Origin of the sequence: Pseudomonas sp. MIS38 (genome assembly GCF_019891575.1) — a bacterium.
Taxonomy (GTDB): domain Bacteria; phylum Pseudomonadota; class Gammaproteobacteria; order Pseudomonadales; family Pseudomonadaceae; genus Aquipseudomonas; species Aquipseudomonas putida_A.
This window is the reverse complement of sequence record NZ_JAFLXF010000002.1, coordinates 134,107-151,570: the sequence shown is the minus strand read 5'-3', so window position 1 is coordinate 151,570 and position 17,464 is coordinate 134,107. Positions and strand designations below refer to the sequence as shown.

The following is a 17,464-nucleotide window of genomic DNA, read 5'->3' as shown; positions in this document are numbered from 1 at the left end:
CGCGCGGATGCGCGGGATCAATCAATGACGCTAGTGGCGCATATCAGCGGTGGGGATTGCCAGCATTTTTTAAGAGCGTCGAGATCACCTGTGGGAGCGGGCTTGCTCGCGAATGCGGTGGGTCAGTCAATTCAAATGTGACTGATGCACCGCATTCGCGAGCAAGCCCGCTCCCACAGGGTTGTTGAAAACTCTATATCGGCGTCAGGTCCGGGCTATCAATCTGCTCCAGCATCCACTTCACAAAATCCCGCACCTTCGGCACTTCCGCCGCGTGCTCCGGGTAGGCCAGGTAATAGGCGTCGGAACTGGGCATTGCATGCTGCCATGGAATGACCAGTTTGCCGTCGGCCAATTCCTCTTCCACCAGAAACCGTGGCAGCAGCGCCACACCGCAGCCGACCTGGGCGGCGCGGATGCACATATAAAAGGTTTCGAAACGCGGGCCGTGGTAGCTGTGTTCGGTGTGGTAACCCTGACTGTCGAACCAGTCATGCCAGGCCTGTGGGCGCGAGGCATTTTGCAGCAGCACCAGATCGGTCAGTTGCGTCGGGTCGGTGAAGGGCTGATCCGGCAGGCTGCCGGGCGCACAGACCGGTACCAGCTCTTCGCCGAACAGCTTCAGGCATTCGGTGCCGGGCCGTGAGCCTTGGCCGAAATAGAACGCCAGATCGCTGCGCCCCTGTAGCAAATCGTCGGCCTCCTGCTCGTTGCACAAGTCGAGATGGATCGACGGATGGCGCAGACGCCAGCCCTTCAGACGCGGTACCAGCCAGCGCGCGCCGAAGGTCGAGGGTGTAGAGACGCGCAGGACTTCGGTCTCGCCGCCGTAGGAGCGCAGGTAGTGCGTGGACATTTCCACCTGGGTGAGGATTTTTCGGACTTCCACCAGGTACAAATCCCCGGCCGGGGTCATCTGCAAGCGACGACGCACCCGACGGAACAACAAGTGCTGCAACAATTCCTCAAGCTGCGCCACTTGCTTGCTGACAGCGCTCTGGGTCAGGTTCAGCTCTTCGGCGGCCCGGGTGAAGCTCAGGTGCCGGGTCACGGCCTCGAAGCACTGCAACGCGGTGATCGATGGCAGGTGGCGTTTATTCAGCATGGGTGATCCCTTTTTCTTGTCTTTCTGTGCGCAGCATGAATAAACGGAATGATATCTCGCGTAAAGGTCGTTTGTTGCCTTGCCCTCGGGAAGCTACAACTAAAGGCCTGCCCGGTCGCGAAAATGCGTCCGCACACATTCTGTTTTTCGCTTGAGGAGTGACCCATGGTTGCCGCATTGCTTGATCGTCTTGGTGTGAACCCGGCCCTGTATCAGAACGGCAAAGTGCCGGTGCATTCGCCCATCGACGGCAGCCGCATCGCCGCCGTGAACTGGGAAGGCCCGGCCGAAGTCGAGCAGCACATCAGTCGCGCAGATCATGCTTTCGAGCTGTGGCGCAAGGTGCCGGCCCCGCGTCGCGGCGAACTGGTGCGTCAGTTCGGCGAAGTGCTGCGTGAGTACAAGGCTGACCTTGGCGAACTGGTGTCGTGGGAAGCGGGCAAGATCACTCAGGAAGGCCTCGGTGAAGTGCAGGAGATGATCGACATCTGCGACTTCGCCGTCGGCCTGTCGCGTCAGCTGTACGGTTTGACCATCGCCTCCGAGCGCCCGGGCCACCACATGCGTGAAACCTGGCATCCGCTGGGCGTGGTCGGCGTGATCAGCGCGTTCAACTTCCCCGTCGCGGTGTGGGCGTGGAACACCACGTTGGCGCTGGTCTGCGGTAACCCGGTGGTGTGGAAGCCGTCGGAGAAAACCCCGCTGACCGCACTGGCCTGCCAGGCACTGTTCGATCGCGTGGTGAAGAATTTCACCGATGCGCCGGCGCACCTGTGCCAGGTGATCATCGGTGGCCGTGATGCCGGCGAAGCGCTGGTGGATGACCCGCGTGTCGCGCTGGTCAGCGCCACCGGCAGCACCCGCATGGGCCGCGAAGTGGCGCCGAAAGTCGCCGCACGTTTTGCTCGCAGCATTCTCGAACTGGGCGGCAACAATGCGATGATCCTCGGCCCGAGCGCCGATCTGGACATGGCCGTGCGCGCCATTCTGTTCAGTGCGGTCGGCACCGCCGGGCAGCGTTGCACCACCCTGCGGCGGCTGATTGCTCATGAATCGGTGAAGGAAGAAATCGTCACCCGCCTCAAAGCCGCGTACGCCAAAGTGCGCATTGGCCATCCGCTGGAAGGCAATCTGGTCGGCCCGCTGATCGACAAACACAGCTTCGAAAACATGCAGGACGCGCTGGAGCAGGCGCTGAGCGAGGGCGGCCGGGTGTTCGGCGGCAAGCGTCAGCTCGAAGATCAGTTCCCCAACGCCTACTACGTGTCGCCGGCCATTGTCGAAATGCCAGAGCAGAGCGACGTGGTCTGCAGCGAAACCTTTGCCCCGATCCTCTACGTGGTCGGCTACAGCGACTTCCAGGAAGCACTGCGCTTGAACAATGCGGTGCCGCAGGGCCTGTCGTCGTGCATCTTCACTACCGACGTGCGCGAGGCCGAGCAATTCATGTCGGCGGTCGGCAGCGACTGCGGCATCGCCAACGTCAACATCGGCCCGAGCGGCGCGGAAATCGGCGGTGCGTTTGGTGGCGAGAAGGAGACCGGTGGCGGTCGTGAGTCGGGCTCCGACGCCTGGCGCGCCTACATGCGCCGCCAGACCAACACCGTGAACTACTCGCTGGAGTTGCCGCTGGCGCAGGGCATTACCTTCGACTGAGTTTGGAATGAAGCAGATCCTGGGAGCGGGCTTTTGTGGTGAGGGGATTTATCCCCGATGGGCTGCGCAGCGGCCCCAAAACATGCAATCGCGGAGTTTCAGATACACCGCATGCACTGGTTTTACGGTTGCTATGCAACCGATCGGGGATAAATCCCCTCGCCACAGGGCTTTATCCCACAGGATCAGCAGTGTGTTTGGCAGGTTTCTGTTGGAGTCTGGCAATGCCGTTACGCGAAGAATGTCTGTGGGAAAAACTCACGCCGCAGCGCCCGGATAACACCGCGCTCAAGAGTGAGGTCAAAGTCGATGTCTGCGTGATCGGCGCCGGGTTTACCGGGTTGTCGGCGGCGCTGCATCTGTTGGAAAAAGGCAAAAGCGTCTGCGTGCTCGAAGCGCATCGTGCCGGGCATGGCGGCTCCGGACGTAATGTCGGGCTGGTCAACGCCGGCATGTGGATCCCGCCGGACGAGATCGAAGCCGGGTTCGGCGAAGCGGTCGGCAGTCAGCTCAACCGCATGCTCGGGGCGGCGCCGGCGCTGGTGTTCAGCCTTGTGGATAAATACAACATCGATTGCCAGTTGCGCCGCGAAGGCACCCTGCACATGGCGCACAACGCCAAGGGCGAGGCGGATCTGCGCAGTCGCGAGCAACAATGGAAGCGTCGCGGGGCGCCGGTCGAGTTGCTCACCGGCAAGGCCTGCGAGCAAGCCACCGGCACCCATAAGATTGCCGCCGCACTGCTCGATCGCCGCGCCGGTACGCTCAATCCGATGGCCTATGTCACCGGCTTGGCCAACGCGGTGAAGGGCTTGGGCGGGCAGATGTTCGATCACTCGCCAGTGACCCGTCTCGAACGCGTGGGCCAGCTATGGTCGGTGCAGACCGAGCTAGGTTCGGTACTCGCCGAGCAAGTGGTGATCGCCTCCAACGCCTACACCGAGGGCGACTGGACCGAACTCAAGCGCAACTTCTTCCCCGGTTACTACTATCAGGTCGCTTCGGTGCCGCTGACCGAAGACGCCGCCCATGACATCCTCCCCGGCGGGCAGGGCTCGTGGGACACGCGCCAAGTGCTGAGCAGCATCCGTCGTGACAAGGACGGCCGGTTGTTGCTCGGAAGTCTGGGCAACGGCAATCAGAAGCCGACGTGGTTCCTCAAGGCCTGGGCCGACCGGGTGCAGCAACACTACTTCCCCAACCTGAAACCGGTGGAATGGGAATGCACCTGGACCGGGCGCATCGCCTTCACCCCCGATCACCTGATGCGCCTGTTCGAACCGGCGCCGGGACTGGTGGCCGTCACCGGTTACAACGGTCGTGGCGTGACCACCGGCACTGTGGTCGGCAAAGCCTTCGCCGACTACCTGTGTGACGGAAATCCTCAAGCCCTGCCGATCCCCTTCGCACCGATGCAGCCCCTGGCCGGCGTCGGCCTGCGCAGTTGCCTGTACGAGGCCGGCTTCTCGCTGTATCACGCGGGCCAGTGCCTGCGCATCGTCATTTGAGTGTTGAAATATGTTGCCGGAAGCGGCGCTTTTCGGCGTAGCGACTAGCCTCTAATGGTGCGGGTTGTAGCAGTCCCGCACCAGCAGTGTGCAGTTCGGTGACGCGAGCTGTTACAGGCTGGTTGCACGTCGTTTGGTGCCGCGGTTGCAATGATGGCGCAAGCGGGTTGCGCCTCAGATTTAAAAAGGTTTCACCTTCCGCGGTTTAGACGGTTGCACGCCCAATGAAAATGGGAACGAAACAGTCGAAATAACAAGAAAGCAGCGACTTTTTGAAGAATAAAAAACCGATGGCACGGCGCTTGCTCAGAGCATTCAGTGAAGTGAAGTCGCAGTGCCAACTAAAAAAAACCTTGGAGCACCACCTCATGTCCCAGACGTTTTACAAGAAAGGCTTTCTGGCCCTCGCAGTAGCTACTGCGTTGGGTGTTTCTGCGTTTGCTCAAGCTGATGTGAAAATCGGTGTAGCGGGTCCGATGACTGGCGCCAACGCGGCATTTGGCGAGCAGTACATGAAGGGTGCACAGGCAGCGGCGGACGCAGTCAACGCGGCAGGCGGCGTCAACGGCGAGAAAATCGTACTGGTCAAGGGCGATGACGCCTGCGAACCGAAACAGGCAGTGACAGTCGCCAAGGATCTGGTCAACCAGAAGGTAGCCGGCGTGGTCGGTCACTTCTGCTCCTCTTCCACCATCCCCGCCTCGGAAATCTACGACGAAGCCGGCGTTATCGCGATCACCCCGGGTTCCACCAACCCGCAAGTGACCGAGCGCGGCCTGAGCGCCATGTTCCGTATGTGCGGGCGTGACGACCAGCAAGGCATCGTCGCGGGCGACTACATCGTCGACGTGCTCAAGGGCAAGAAAGTCGCCGTGCTGCACGACAAGGACACCTACGGTCAGGGCCTGGCCGATGCGACCAAGGCTCAACTGGAAAAACGTGGCGTGAAGCCGGTGCTGTATGAAGGCCTGACCCGCGGCGAGAAAGACTTCAGCGCCGTGGTCACCAAGATTCGTGCAGCCGGTGCCGACGTGGTCTACTTCGGCGGCCTGCACCCGGAAGCCGGCCCGCTGGTCAAGCAACTGCGTACCGAAGGCCTGAAAGACGTCAAGTTCATGTCTGACGACGGCATCGTCACCGACGAACTGGTGACCACCGCCGGTGGCCCGCAATACGTTGACGGCGTGCTGATGACCTTCGGCGCCGACCCTCGCCTGCTGCCAGACAGCAAGACGGTAGTGGACGCGTTCCGCAAGGCCGGCACCGAGCCTGAAGGCTACACCCTGTACGCGTACGCGTCGGTCCAGACCCTGGCTGCCGCCTTCAACGGCGCCAAGTCCAACAGTGGCGAAAAAGCCGCCGAGTGGCTCAAGGCCAACCCGGTGAAAACCGTCATGGGCGAGAAAGCCTGGGACAAGAAGGGCGACCTGAAAGTCTCTGACTACGTGGTTTACCAGTGGGACAAGGACGGCAAATACCATCAGCTGGAAAAACAGAAGTAAGGGCTGACGCGATCATCCGAACACCATGAACCCCTGTGGGAGCGGGCTTGCTCGCGAATGCGGGATGTCAGTCGCCATCAACGGTAGCTGATACACCGCTTTCGCGAGCAAGCCCGCTCCCACAGGAGGCGATGGTGTTCCGGGGGAACGTGTCTGCATTGCTCCGACGTAAATCTGTATTTTTCCTAGAAGAACCGCCCGCTCCGGTGGGCAGGTTCTCATTGCGTGAGATTGCGTTATGGATGGTATTTTCCTGCAGCAACTGGTCAACGGCCTGACCCTCGGGTCGGTCTATGGCCTGATCGCCATCGGCTACACAATGGTCTACGGCATCATCGGCATGATCAACTTCGCCCACGGCGAGGTTTACATGATTTCCGCGTACCTCGCGGCAATCAGTCTGGCTCTGCTGGCTTACTTCGGTATCGAATCCTTCCCGCTGTTGATGCTTGGCACGCTGGTTTTCACTATCGTCGTCACCGGCGTCTATGGCTGGGTAATCGAACGCGTCGCTTACAAACCTCTGCGCAACTCCACTCGACTGGCACCGCTGATCAGTGCCATCGGTATCTCGCTGATCCTGCAGAACTACGCCCAGATCAGCCAGGGCGCCCGTCAACAGGGTGTTCCGACGCTGCTCACCGGTGCCTGGCGCATCGACGTCGGCAGCGGTTTCGTCCAACTGACCTACACCAAGATCTTCATTCTGGTCGCCGCATTTGTCGGCATGGGCCTGCTGACCTACGTGATCAAGTACACCAAGCTCGGCCGCATGTGCCGCGCCACCCAGCAAGACCGCAAGATGGCTTCGATCCTCGGGATCAACACCGACCGGGTGATTTCCTACGTGTTCATCATCGGTGCAGCGATGGCGGCGCTGGCCGGCGTGCTGATCACCATGAACTACGGCACGTTCGACTTCTACGCAGGCTTCGTCATCGGCATCAAGGCGTTCACCGCCGCCGTGCTTGGCGGGATCGGCTCACTGCCCGGCGCGATGCTCGGCGGGATCATTCTCGGCATCTCCGAGTCGCTGTTCTCGGGCCTGGTCAACTCCGACTACAAAGACGTGTTCAGCTTCTCGCTGCTCGTACTTGTTCTGGTCTTCCGGCCTCAGGGCCTGTTGGGCCGTCCTCTTGTGTCGAAGGTGTAAGCGATGTCTTCAACCACTCAAAAAAATATCGATATCAAAAAAAGCCTGGTTGAGGCGATTCTGGCCGGCCTGATTGCCCTGATCGTGTTCGGCCCGATTGTCGGCGTCGTGCTCGAAGGCTACAGCTTCAACCTCGAACCAACCCGCGTGGCGTGGCTTATCGGCATTGTCATGATCGGCCGCTTTGCCTTGAGTCTGTTTCTGCAGACGCCCAAGGGCCTGAAGATTCTCGACGGATTCGAGAGCACCGGCTCCGGTGTGCATGTGCTGCCTGCCGATCACAAATCACGCCTGCGCTGGATCATTCCACTGTTGATTGTGCTGGCGGTGATTGTGCCGTTTGTCTCCAACTCGTACCTGCTGGGCGTGGTCATCCTCGGGCTGATCTACGTGCTGTTGGGCCTGGGGCTGAACATCGTGGTCGGTCTGGCCGGCCTGCTCGACCTCGGTTACGTGGCGTTCTACGCCATCGGCGCCTACGGTCTGGCGCTGGGTTATCAATACCTCGGGCTGGGCTTCTGGACCGTGCTGCCACTGGCGGCAATCACTGCCGGTTTAGCCGGCTGCATCCTCGGTTTCCCGGTGCTGCGTCTGCACGGCGACTATCTGGCGATCGTGACTCTGGGCTTCGGTGAAATCATCCGCCTGATCCTCAACAACTGGCTGTCGCTGACCGGCGGGCCGAACGGCATGCCGGCGCCACTGCCGACGTTCTTCGGTCTGGAATTCGGCAAACGGGCCAAGGATGGCGGGGTGCCGTTCCACGAGTTCTTCGGCATCGCCTACAACCCGGACGTGAAGTATTACTTCATCTACACGGTGTTGTTCCTGGTGGTACTGGCCGTGCTGTACATCAAGCATCGTCTGGTGAAAATGCCGGTGGGTCGCGCCTGGGAAGCGCTGCGCGAAGATGAAATCGCCTGCCGCTCGATGGGCCTCAACCACGTACTGGTCAAGCTTTCGGCGTTCACCATCGGTGCATCGACCGCGGGCCTGGCCGGGGTGTTTTTCGCCACCTACCAGGGCTTCGTCAACCCGACCTCGTTCACCTTCTTCGAATCGGCGCTGATCCTCGCCATCGTCGTGCTCGGCGGCATGGGCTCGACCATCGGCGTGGTGATTGCGGCATTCGTGTTGACGGTTGCTCCAGAACTGCTGCGCGGCTTCGCTGAATACCGCGTGCTGCTGTTCGGCATCCTGATGGTGTTGATGATGATCTGGCGACCTCGCGGGCTGATTCGCATCAGCCGTACCGGGGTCACTCCACGCAAAGGTGCCATTCACTATGAGAGGACTGCGCCATGAGTGAAGTCGTACTCTCTGTGGAAAAACTGATGATGCACTTCGGTGGCATCAAGGCCCTGAGCGATGTCAGCCTCAAGGTCAAACGCAACTCGATCTTCGCCCTGATCGGCCCCAACGGCGCCGGCAAGACCACGGTGTTCAACTGCCTGACCGGGTTCTACAAGGCCTCCGGCGGCAAGATCGAACTCAACGTGCGCGGCAAGCAGACCAACGTCATCCAGCTGCTGGGCGAGTCGTTCAAACCGACCGACTTCGTCTCGCCGAAAAGCTTCCTCAGTCGCCTGTACTACAAGATGTTCGGCGGCACCCATTTGGTGAACCGCGCCGGCCTGGCCCGGACATTCCAGAACATTCGCCTGTTCAAGGAAATGTCGGTGCTGGAGAACCTGCTGGTGGCGCAGCACATGTGGGTCAACCGCAACATGCTCGCCGGCATCCTCAACACCAAGGGCTACCGCAAGGCCGAAAGTGATGCGCTGGACTGCGCGTTCTACTGGCTGGAAGTGGTGGATCTGGTGGACTGCGCCAACCGTCTGGCCGGTGAACTGTCCTACGGCCAGCAACGCCGTCTGGAAATCGCCCGGGCCATGTGCACGCGGCCGCAGATCATCTGCCTCGACGAACCGGCTGCTGGCCTCAACCCTCAGGAAACCGAAGCGCTGAGCGCGATGATCCGGCTGCTGCGCGACGAGCACGATCTGACCGTGGTGCTGATCGAACACGACATGGGCATGGTCATGAGCATTTCCGACCACATCGTGGTGCTGGATCACGGCGTGGTCATCGCCGAAGGCGGGCCTGAAGCCATTCGCAACGATCCAAAAGTGATTGCCGCCTACCTGGGCGCCGACGAAGAGGAGCTGGTATGAGCAAACCGATCCTCGAACTCAAAGACCTGGACGTGTTCTACGGCCCGATCCAGGCCCTCAAGGGCGTGTCGCTGCAGATCAACGAAGGCGAGACCGTCAGCCTGATCGGCTCCAACGGCGCGGGTAAATCGACGCTGTTGATGTCGATCTTCGGCCAGCCGCGCGCGGCGGGTGGGCAGATCCTCTATCAAGGCGTCGACATCACCCATAAGTCCTCGCACTACATCGCCTCCAACGGCATCGCGCAGTCGCCGGAAGGGCGGCGGGTGTTCCCCGACATGACCGTCGAGGAGAACCTGCTGATGGGCACCATCCCGATCGGCGACAAGTACGCGAAGGAGGATATGCAGCGCATGTTCGAGCTGTTCCCGCGGCTCGAAGAGCGCCGCACTCAGCGGGCGATGACCATGTCCGGCGGCGAGCAGCAAATGCTCGCCATCGCCCGTGCGCTGATGAGCCGGCCGAAATTGCTGCTGCTCGATGAGCCTAGCCTGGGCCTGGCGCCGATCGTGGTGAAGCAGATCTTCGCCACCCTGCGGGAACTGGCGAAAACCGGCATGACCATTTTCCTCGTCGAGCAGAACGCCAACCATGCGTTGAAGCTGTCGGATCGGGCGTACGTGATGGTCAACGGCGAGATTCGTCTGACCGGTACCGGTAAGGAGTTGTTGGTGAATGAGGAGGTGCGTAACGCTTACCTGGGCGGGCACTGATTCTGCTTGAGTTGTCCACAAAGCCCCGCGACGAAAGTCCCGGGGCTTTTTACATCCCAAGTCCCGCACAAATCCCTTGTGGGAGCGGGCTTGCTCGCGAAGAGGGTGTGTCAGATAACGCCGTGTTTTATGACACATCCTCTTCGCGAGCAAGCCCGCTCCCACAGTTGATCTGCGCCAGATTTCAGAATTGTGGAAAACAAATTCCCATAGCTGCCAAAGCGCGACATATAGACGCTGCAAATGGCTGTTTTTCCACAGTTTTGACTTGTCCCCGTTTACTGTGGAGCTGGCTGTGAATAACGTGGGAGTAGCTGGCTGAAGCCCTTGTGTTCCGTGGCCTGCAGGCTGGTGATCGCTTTTTGATCAGGCGTTTTTGCTGGAGCTGAAGACGCTGTTGTCAACCTTTTTCTAGGCTGTTCTGTAGAGACAATTACGTGTGAGCAAGCCTGTGGATAAGTCTGTGACTAAACTCTGGAAAGACTCCGCTGAGGGCCGTAATTACTGGCCTCGCGCAATCACTGCACTGACCGTCCGGTCGTGCAAAATGCCATCTCCGGCACATCAGCCGCTTCAGGGTCAAGCAAAAAACTTTCTGTTTCCCGCGCAAAGCCTTGTATGGCGCGGCTTTGCGCGTTTCCACTTGCCCCCGGAAACTGTGGAAGGGACTGTGGATAACGTGCGTGCACATGGCTACAGGCCACGGCAGGTATGGCGTAGCGACGGTTGATCAAAATTTGATCGGAAGTTGTCCCGGTGCGGGTGTTGCTCGTAAATGCCGGGCCGGGCATGCTGGCTGCTGATTTTCTATTCCAATGGCTGCGCTGGCGGCCGACGCAAGGAGAACACGATGTCCAACACCCTGTTTATTACCGGCGCAACCTCCGGTTTTGGTGAAGCCTGTGCCCGTCGTTTCGCCGAGGCTGGCTGGAAACTGGTGTTGACCGGCCGTCGTGCAGAACGTCTCGACGCGCTGTGCGCCGAGTTGTCGAAGCAGACTGAAGTGCATGGCCTGGTGCTCGACGTGCGTGACCGCAAGGCGATGGAAGAGGCAATTGCCAATCTGCCGCCGTCGTTCGCCAAGCTGCGTGGCCTGATCAACAACGCCGGGCTGGCGCTGGGCGTCGATCCGGCGCCCAAATGCGACCTCGACGACTGGGACACCATGGTCGATACCAACGTCAAAGGTCTGATGTACAGCACTCGTCTGCTGCTGCCGCGGTTGATCGCTCACGGCCGTGGCGCCGGTATCGTCAACCTCGGCTCCATCGCCGGCAACTACCCGTACCCGGGCAGCCACGTGTATGGCGCGACCAAGGCGTTCGTTAAGCAATTCTCGCTGAACCTGCGTTGCGACCTGCAGGGCACTGGCGTGCGTGTCAGCAACATCGAGCCGGGTCTGTGCGAAAGCGAGTTCTCGCTGGTGCGCTTTGCCGGTGACCAGGAACGCTACAACGCCACTTACGCCGGTGCTGAGCCGATCCAGCCGCAGGACATCGCCGAGACCATCTTCTGGGTGCTCAACGCCCCGGCGCACATCAACATCAACAGCCTGGAGCTGATGCCGGTGAGCCAGACCTGGGCGGGGTTTGCGATCGAGCGTAACAAGGCCTGACACCGCGTTGAGGCCATTCGCGAGCAAGCTCGCTCCCACATTTGATCGCGGTCTCATGTGGGAGCGAGCTTGCTCGCGAAGGGGCCGTCACAGGCAATAAATACCGATAAGGTAAACTCTCCTCGCAACAACCCCACCGCACCCTGCGGTTTTCAAGGTTTTCGAGGAGTTAAAGTGAGTAACCGAGGTGAGCAGTCACTGCTCAAACAATCGACCATCCTGATGTTCGCGGTGTCGATTGCCGGGATCGTCACCGGTTTTGTTTCAGGTTCGCAATCCATCCTTTTCGATGGTTTTTTCTCGCTGATCGCAACGTTCATCAAAGTGCTGATGCTGATCACCGCCCGGCTGATCGCCAAAGAAAGCAATCACCGCTTCCAGTTCGGTTTCTGGCATCTGGAGCCGATGGTGCTGCTGATCGAAGGCAGCTTCCTGCTGTTGATCGCGATCTATGCCTTTCTCAACGGTGTGTTCGGCATCATCAACGGCGGCCGCGACATCGAGCTGGGGCTGGTGATCATTTATGCGGCGGTGTTCACCGTCGTCGAATTCGCCTATTTCTTCTATGTGCGTCGGCGCAATCGCAAGCTCAAGTCCAGCCTGATCCAGTTCGACAACATCAGCTGGCTGGTGGACGCGATGCTCTCGGTGGGCCTGTTGATCAGTTTTCTCGTGGCGCTGCTGCTCCAGGCCCAGGGCTTCGGCGAGTGGGCGAAGTTTGTCGACCCGCTGATCCTGATCGTGCTGGCGCTGACCATGCTGCCACCGGCGTTCAAGATCCTCGGCCCGGCACTGCGTGATGTACTGGGTATTGCACCGGACACCCTGGATGATCAGGTGCGTCAGGTCATGGAAGCGGCGAAGGTCGAGCATGGTTTCGATGATTACGTGACCTACGTGCAGAAGCACGGGCGGGCGCGGTTTATCGAGATTCATGTGGTGTTGCCGGCGGATTATGCGCTGAGCAGCGTAGGTCAGCTGGATGCGTTGCGTGAGGAAATTTCGGCGCAGCTCGGCGAGCCGGATGCGGCACGCTGGTTGACGATCAGCTTTACCGGTGACAAGAAGTGGATTGCCTAGAGACCGTGTAACGGCTATTCGCGAGCAAGCCCGCTCCCACAGGGATCCAGGCTGTTCACAGATTATGTGTTCGCCGAAATTCCCATGTGGGAGCGGGCTTGCTCGCGAAAGCTATTTTTCAATCAACGCAGATATTCAGCCAGCCCGCTGTAGCACGTCGCCAGGTGATAAGGCGTCGTCGAAGGCATGTCCTTGCGGCTGACCTCTCCCAGCTCATCTCGGCATTCATGCCACCCGCCCGCGTGCAGAAAACGCTGCTGCAGCGCCTGCAACTGGCGCAGCACGGTGCCTTCGCTGTTCGGGCGCAAGGTCAGGGCGCGCAGGTATTCCGCCTGCGCCCAGATGCGCTGAGTCGAATCTTTCGGGCGACCGTCCAGTTCCAGTTCCAGATCGAGCATCGCCCGCACCGCACCTGAAGGTTGTTCAACGCCGAATTGCTCGGTGAAAGCGAATGCCCGGTCCAGCGCTGCATGCAGTTTCGAACCACGCAGCAGGGCTGAAGACTCAAGCAGGAAATACCATTCGAACTGATGCCCTGGCTCGTACCAGTTATCCACAGCCCCCAGCGGTTTCTCCATCAACACGCCATGTTGCGGGTCGACGAACTGCTTGTGCATGGCTGTGCATAACTCCACCAGCGCTTGCTGCGTCGCCGCGTCTTCGCGCACGGCGAGGGTGGCGAGAAATGCTTCGGCCAAGTGCATCAGCGGGTTCTGCAGCGGTCCGGTTTGCAGGGTGATCCAGTCGCGGTCCAGACAGGCTTCGTACAGGCCATCACCGGTGGTGAAGCGCCGACCGATGATTTCCAGTGCGGCGTTGAGCGTGGATTCCACCAGCGGCTCCCGGGACTTGGCCCAGTAATGGGCGCAGGCGAACAGGATGAAAGCGTGGGTGTAGAGGTCTTTGCGCTGATCCAGCGGCTTGCCTTGCGCGTCGATGCTGTAGAACCAGCCGCCGTGCTCGGCATCGTGGAAATGCCGTTGCAGCGAGCGGAACAGCGCGGCGGCGCGCACCTCGGCGTTATCCACAACCCCGATCAGGCTGGAAAACAGGTACAGCTGCCGTGCGCAGGCCATCGCCCGATAGCGTTGCGGTGGCAAAGGTTGATGCGCCGCGTCGAGTGCCTCGTAGGGCAGCGCCATGTCGGCGTTCCAGCCCGGGCCTTGCCAAAGCGGCACGATCACGTTCAGAAAGTGCTGTTGCACATCGCTGAACAGGGCGGTCAATTCGGGCAGGGAGGTGGAGCGGCAAGCATGGGGCATTGGCGGACGTCGTCACGGCTGGGGCGATTGCGCGACATGGTAGCAGAGCCGCGTCCTTTAGAGACGCGGTGTCTGTCAGACCGCTTTCGCGAGCAAGCCCGCTCCCACACTGGAATTGTGCTGTACACAAAACCTGTGGGAGCGGGCTTGCTCGCGAAGAGGCCGGTTCAGGCGATAAAGATCAGCCGGCCAGCAACCATGCACCGGTCACCGCCGAAGCAGCCCCCGCCACTCGCACCAATGGTGCAGCAGCCTGAGGCAACACGCGCACCAGGCCATAACCCGCCGCATGCAGCGCTGCAGTCGCCGCGACGAAACCGGCGGCATACGCCCAAGGGCTGCTCATGTCCGGCAGTTCCAGGCCATGCGCCACACCATGGAACAGCGCAAACAACGCCGTCGCCGCCACCGCCATCACCAGCGGTGGACGCACCGCCAGTGCCACCGCCAGACCCAGCGCCAGCACCGAAGCGGCGATCCCGCTTTCCAGCGCCGGCAACTCCAGCCCTTCAAAACCGAGCATGCCGCCGATCAGCATGGTGCCGACGAATGTGCAGGGCAGCGCCCAGCGTGCCGCGCCTTGCTGCTGCGCGGCCCACAGGCCGACTGCAACCATCGCCAGCAAGTGGTCGAGGCCGCCGATCGGGTGGCTGATGCCGGCGATCAAGCCGCTGTCGCCGTGGCCCGGGTGGGCGAAGGCGAGTGCCGGGGTCAGCAGCAGCGCCACGGCGCCGAGAATGCGTTTGAGTGTCATGGATAAGCTTCCTTGTTGGTCATTGAATCAGGCGGCGTTCAGCAGGCCCTGGCGCTCGATGAAGGCGATGATGTCTTCCAGGCCCTGGCCGGTTTTCTGGTTGCTGAAGACGAATGGCTTGCCGTTGCGCATGCGCTGGGTGTCGCTATCCATCATTTCCAGCGAGGCACCGACCAGCGGCGCCAGGTCGATTTTGTTGATCACCAGCAGGTCGGACTTGCAGATCCCCGGGCCGCCCTTGCGCGGCAGCTTGTCGCCGGCGGAGACGTCGATCACGTAAATGGTCAGGTCTGACAGCTCCGGGCTGAAGGTTGCCGACAGGTTGTCGCCACCGGATTCCACCAGAATCAGGTCCAGCCCCGGAAAGCGCCGGTTCAGTTGATCGACGGCTTCGAGGTTGATCGAAGCGTCTTCGCGGATCGCCGTGTGCGGGCAGCCACCGGTTTCCACGCCGATGATCCGCTCCGGTGCCAGCGCTTCGTTGCGCACCAGAAAGTCGGCGTCTTCGCGGGTGTAGATGTCGTTGGTAACGACGGCCAGGTTGTAGCGATCGCGCAACGCCAGGCACAGGGCCAGGGTCAATGCAGTCTTGCCGGAACCGACCGGGCCGCCGATGCCGACGCGCAGGGGTTGTGTGTTCATGTGCTTCTCCAAGATGACAGGCCCTAAGAGCGAAACAGACGGCTGTATTGGCGCTCATGCGCCATGCACGCCAGAGACAGGCCGAATGCGGCGCTGCCGATGTGTTCGGGATTGATGCGGGTGGCGTCCTGCTGCGCCTGTTGCAGCAACGGCAACAGTTCGCTGGTCAGGCGCTGGGCGGCTTGCTGGCCCAGCGGCAGGGTTTTCATCAGTACCGCGAGCTGGTTTTCCAGCCAGCTCCATAGCCACGCAGCGAGGGCGTCCTGTGGGCTGATCTGCCAGGCGCGGGCAGCGAGTGCCCAGCCAAGGGCCAGGTGCGGTTCAGCGCATTGCTCAAGAAAGCTGCGGGCCGGCGCGTCGAGTTCCGGCAAACCGTTGAGCAATTGCTGCAGCGAGTAGCCCATCTGCCGGCTCTCCAGATGCAACTCGCGGGTCTCGCGGCTGGCGCGGTGGGTTTCGCAGAGATGCAGCAACTTGGGCCAGTTTTCCTCGGCCGCGGCCTGACAATGGGCCAGCAGCAGCGGCGCCTCAAAACGGGCGAGGTTGAGCAGTAGTTGATCGCTGATCCAGCGGCGGGCGTTGTCCGGGTTGTTCACGCGGCCGTTATCCACCGCCATTTCCAGGCCTTGCGAATAGCTGTAGCCGCCAATCGGCAGTTGCGGACTAGCCAGGCGCAACAGCGCCCAGGCCGGATTCACAGACGTACGCCGAACTGATGGAGTTTGGGCGCGTAGTTGAAATCTTCGTCGCCATGCCGCGAATGGTGATGGCCGCCGCCGTAGGCACCGTGTTCCGGCTGGAACGGCGCTTCAATCGCCTCGACCTGGGCGCCGAGCTGTTCGAGCATGGCCTTGAGCACGTAATCATCGAGCAGACGCAGCCAGCCATCGCCGACTTGCAAGGCAACGTGGCGGTTACCGAGGTGATAGGCGGCGCGGGTCAGTTCGAAGGCATTGGCGCAGGTGACGTGCAGCAGTTGCTCGGGGCGGGCGCAGACGCGAACGATGCGGCCGTCCTCGGCCTGCAGGCATTCGCCGTCATATAACGGTGCCTGACCGCGCTCCAGAAACAACCCGACGTCTTCGCCATCGGCACTGAAACAGCGCAGACGGCTTTTGCTCCGCGCTTCGAAGGTCAGGTGCAACTCGGCGGACCAGACAGGTTGAGGGTCGATTCTGCGATGAATCACCAGCATCGGAAAGCTTCCAGCAGTGGACTTGTAGGAGGGCTAGAGCAAGGGGCTTGCCAACCGGACGAGATGTAGGAAATCCCTGTCGGAGCGTAGAGGATGTTTCAAGATGTTGCAGAATTTTGGAAGGTTTTGGTGCGTGAAGATTTTTACATGCACCAAATGTGAGCTTTGACACATAACCAATGTGGGAGCGGGCTTGCTCGCGAAAGCGGTGCATCAGTCAACAATGAAGTGACTGACCCACCGCTTTCGTCGGATCGCCGCCCGGAGCAAGCCCGCTCCCACAGGGATTTGTGTTGGGTTTGAAAAAAGGGGAATTACTCGGTACTGCCCAACCCTTGCCAGTGCTTGAGGCCGATAAAGATGAAGCGCAGTTGCTGGGTGATCTTCGCCTGCGGCGTCAGATGCTCCGGCAGGGCCTCGGCGGGCGGGTCGATGATGTCCGGCAGAGTGGCGAACACCGATTTGACGATCAGGTCGGCGATTACGCTCAGCCCGGCAGCGTCAAGATGTTGCAGCTTGGGCATCAATGTCAGGTCGGCGGCGAGGTCGGCGCTAATGTTCTCGCGCAGACGGCCAATCGCCTGACGCACCGGCTGCGAGCCGCCGTATTGCTCACGAGCGAGAAACAGGAACTGCGAACGGTTGGCGCTGACCACGTCGAGGAAGATCCGCACCGACGCATCGATGATCCCGCCCATGACGAATTCGTTGTGGCGCACCAGGCGGATGGTTTCGCGGAAGGTCTGACCGACTTCACTGACCAGCACCAGACCCAGCTCGTCCATGTCAGCAAAATGCCGATAGAAACCGGTGGGCACAATGCCGGCGGTCTTGGTCACTTCGCGCAGGCTCAGGCTGCCGAAACCTCGGCCGCTTTCCATCAAATGGCGGGCAGCGTCCATCAGGGCGTTGCGGGTCTGTTGTTTCTGTTCGGCGCGGGGCAGCATCGCAAAGGCGTTTTCTTGAGCGGGACAAGCGCCGCACTCTAGCAAATCGGCTTTGCTGGCGTCGAACGGCAGGAGGGAAAGTCAGCAGGAAAAAAGGTTTCGCAGATTGTCGGTACTGAAAAAGTCAAAAGCCCAATCCGGTGATTGGGCTTTTTTTC

At 60.7% G+C, this 17,464-nt stretch carries 16 protein-coding genes; 9 read left to right on the top strand and 7 right to left on the bottom strand.

From position 1 onward, the window contains the following. Nucleotides 1-193 precede the first annotated feature (193 nt). On the bottom strand, nucleotides 194-1,105 hold the full coding sequence (locus J1G18_RS04270) for a LysR family transcriptional regulator (protein WP_098966954.1): 912 nt from the start codon (nucleotides 1,103-1,105) through the stop codon (nucleotides 194-196). Nucleotides 1,106-1,270: 165 nt separating this feature from the next. Here J1G18_RS04270 and J1G18_RS04265 point away from each other — a divergent pair, with 165 nt between their 5' ends. The 9 genes from J1G18_RS04265 (at nucleotide 1,271) to J1G18_RS04225 (ending at nucleotide 12,506) form a co-directional block, all read left to right on the top strand. Beyond that, the gene (locus tag J1G18_RS04265; protein ID WP_223007143.1) at nucleotides 1,271-2,761 is read left to right on the top strand and encodes an aldehyde dehydrogenase family protein; all 1,491 of its coding nucleotides are present in this window, start codon (nucleotides 1,271-1,273) and stop codon (nucleotides 2,759-2,761) included. A gap of 224 nt (nucleotides 2,762-2,985) precedes the next feature. Then, entirely contained in the window at nucleotides 2,986-4,269 is a 1,284-nt protein-coding gene (locus J1G18_RS04260; RefSeq protein WP_223007142.1) for an NAD(P)/FAD-dependent oxidoreductase, read from the top strand. 368 nt (nucleotides 4,270-4,637) lie between these two features. Continuing rightward, nucleotides 4,638-5,771: an ABC transporter substrate-binding protein gene (locus J1G18_RS04255; RefSeq protein ID WP_027613531.1), complete on the top strand. Its 1,134-nt coding sequence runs from the start codon at nucleotides 4,638-4,640 to the stop codon at nucleotides 5,769-5,771. Between the two features lie 238 nt (nucleotides 5,772-6,009). Further along, nucleotides 6,010-6,924, top strand: coding sequence for an ABC transporter permease subunit (locus J1G18_RS04250; protein ID WP_027613532.1), 915 nt, complete (start codon nucleotides 6,010-6,012; stop codon nucleotides 6,922-6,924). Nucleotides 6,925-6,927: 3 nt separating this feature from the next. Next, a complete protein-coding gene (livM, locus tag J1G18_RS04245; RefSeq protein WP_096794779.1) occupies nucleotides 6,928-8,229 on the top strand; it encodes a high-affinity branched-chain amino acid ABC transporter permease LivM in 1,302 nt (433 codons plus the stop codon). Next, the gene (locus tag J1G18_RS04240) at nucleotides 8,226-9,098 is read left to right on the top strand and encodes an ABC transporter ATP-binding protein (protein ID WP_027613534.1); all 873 of its coding nucleotides are present in this window, start codon (nucleotides 8,226-8,228) and stop codon (nucleotides 9,096-9,098) included. The genes livM and J1G18_RS04240 overlap by 4 nt, the downstream gene beginning before the upstream one ends. After that, a complete protein-coding gene (locus tag J1G18_RS04235; RefSeq protein ID WP_047600666.1) occupies nucleotides 9,095-9,811 on the top strand; it encodes an ABC transporter ATP-binding protein in 717 nt (238 codons plus the stop codon). Before J1G18_RS04240 ends, J1G18_RS04235 begins: the two co-directional genes overlap by 4 nt. A gap of 850 nt (nucleotides 9,812-10,661) precedes the next feature. Continuing rightward, nucleotides 10,662-11,426, top strand: coding sequence for an SDR family oxidoreductase (locus tag J1G18_RS04230; RefSeq protein WP_027613536.1), 765 nt, complete (start codon nucleotides 10,662-10,664; stop codon nucleotides 11,424-11,426). Between the two features lie 174 nt (nucleotides 11,427-11,600). Beyond that, on the top strand, nucleotides 11,601-12,506 hold the full coding sequence (locus J1G18_RS04225; RefSeq protein ID WP_223007141.1) for a cation diffusion facilitator family transporter: 906 nt from the start codon (nucleotides 11,601-11,603) through the stop codon (nucleotides 12,504-12,506). Between the two features lie 122 nt (nucleotides 12,507-12,628). On the opposite strand, the gene J1G18_RS04220 is transcribed toward J1G18_RS04225, so the two are convergent. The 6 genes from J1G18_RS04220 to J1G18_RS04195 form a co-directional block, all read right to left on the bottom strand. Continuing rightward, nucleotides 12,629-13,768, bottom strand: coding sequence for an AGE family epimerase/isomerase (locus tag J1G18_RS04220; protein WP_223007140.1), 1,140 nt, complete (start codon nucleotides 13,766-13,768; stop codon nucleotides 12,629-12,631). A 181-nt stretch (nucleotides 13,769-13,949) separates the two neighbouring features. Beyond that, nucleotides 13,950-14,522, bottom strand: coding sequence for a HupE/UreJ family protein (locus tag J1G18_RS04215; protein WP_098966964.1), 573 nt, complete (start codon nucleotides 14,520-14,522; stop codon nucleotides 13,950-13,952). A gap of 27 nt (nucleotides 14,523-14,549) precedes the next feature. Continuing rightward, on the bottom strand, nucleotides 14,550-15,164 hold the full coding sequence (ureG, locus tag J1G18_RS04210; protein ID WP_098966966.1) for an urease accessory protein UreG: 615 nt from the start codon (nucleotides 15,162-15,164) through the stop codon (nucleotides 14,550-14,552). 23 nt (nucleotides 15,165-15,187) lie between these two features. Then, a complete protein-coding gene (locus J1G18_RS04205) occupies nucleotides 15,188-15,862 on the bottom strand; it encodes an urease accessory protein UreF (RefSeq protein ID WP_098966968.1) in 675 nt (224 codons plus the stop codon). Beyond that, the gene (gene ureE, locus J1G18_RS04200; RefSeq protein ID WP_003221180.1) at nucleotides 15,859-16,359 is read right to left on the bottom strand and encodes an urease accessory protein UreE; all 501 of its coding nucleotides are present in this window, start codon (nucleotides 16,357-16,359) and stop codon (nucleotides 15,859-15,861) included. The genes J1G18_RS04205 and ureE overlap by 4 nt, the downstream gene beginning before the upstream one ends. Nucleotides 16,360-16,673: 314 nt before the next feature. Then, nucleotides 16,674-17,306: a TetR family transcriptional regulator gene (locus J1G18_RS04195; RefSeq protein WP_027613541.1), complete on the bottom strand. Its 633-nt coding sequence runs from the start codon at nucleotides 17,304-17,306 to the stop codon at nucleotides 16,674-16,676. Between the last annotated feature and the right edge of the window lie 158 nt (nucleotides 17,307-17,464).

Bases quoted from the DNA above. Each gene is read 5' to 3' on its own strand.
- J1G18_RS04270 (WP_098966954.1), bottom strand. From the start codon at position 1,105: ATGCTGAATAAACGCCACCTGCCATCGATCACCGCGTTGCAGTGCTTC.
- J1G18_RS04265 (WP_223007143.1), top strand. From the start codon at position 1,271: ATGGTTGCCGCATTGCTTGATCGTCTTGGTGTGAACCCGGCCCTGTAT.
- J1G18_RS04260 (WP_223007142.1), top strand. From the start codon at position 2,986: ATGCCGTTACGCGAAGAATGTCTGTGGGAAAAACTCACGCCGCAGCGC.
- J1G18_RS04255 (WP_027613531.1), top strand. From the start codon at position 4,638: ATGTCCCAGACGTTTTACAAGAAAGGCTTTCTGGCCCTCGCAGTAGCT.
- J1G18_RS04250 (WP_027613532.1), top strand. From the start codon at position 6,010: ATGGATGGTATTTTCCTGCAGCAACTGGTCAACGGCCTGACCCTCGGG.
- livM (WP_096794779.1), top strand. From the start codon at position 6,928: ATGTCTTCAACCACTCAAAAAAATATCGATATCAAAAAAAGCCTGGTT.
- J1G18_RS04240 (WP_027613534.1), top strand. From the start codon at position 8,226: ATGAGTGAAGTCGTACTCTCTGTGGAAAAACTGATGATGCACTTCGGT.
- J1G18_RS04235 (WP_047600666.1), top strand. From the start codon at position 9,095: ATGAGCAAACCGATCCTCGAACTCAAAGACCTGGACGTGTTCTACGGC.
- J1G18_RS04230 (WP_027613536.1), top strand. From the start codon at position 10,662: ATGTCCAACACCCTGTTTATTACCGGCGCAACCTCCGGTTTTGGTGAA.
- J1G18_RS04220 (WP_223007140.1), bottom strand. From the start codon at position 13,768: ATGCCCCATGCTTGCCGCTCCACCTCCCTGCCCGAATTGACCGCCCTG.
- J1G18_RS04215 (WP_098966964.1), bottom strand. From the start codon at position 14,522: ATGACACTCAAACGCATTCTCGGCGCCGTGGCGCTGCTGCTGACCCCG.
- ureG (WP_098966966.1), bottom strand. From the start codon at position 15,164: ATGAACACACAACCCCTGCGCGTCGGCATCGGCGGCCCGGTCGGTTCC.
- ureE (WP_003221180.1), bottom strand. From the start codon at position 16,359: ATGCTGGTGATTCATCGCAGAATCGACCCTCAACCTGTCTGGTCCGCC.
- J1G18_RS04195 (WP_027613541.1), bottom strand. From the start codon at position 17,306: ATGCTGCCCCGCGCCGAACAGAAACAACAGACCCGCAACGCCCTGATG.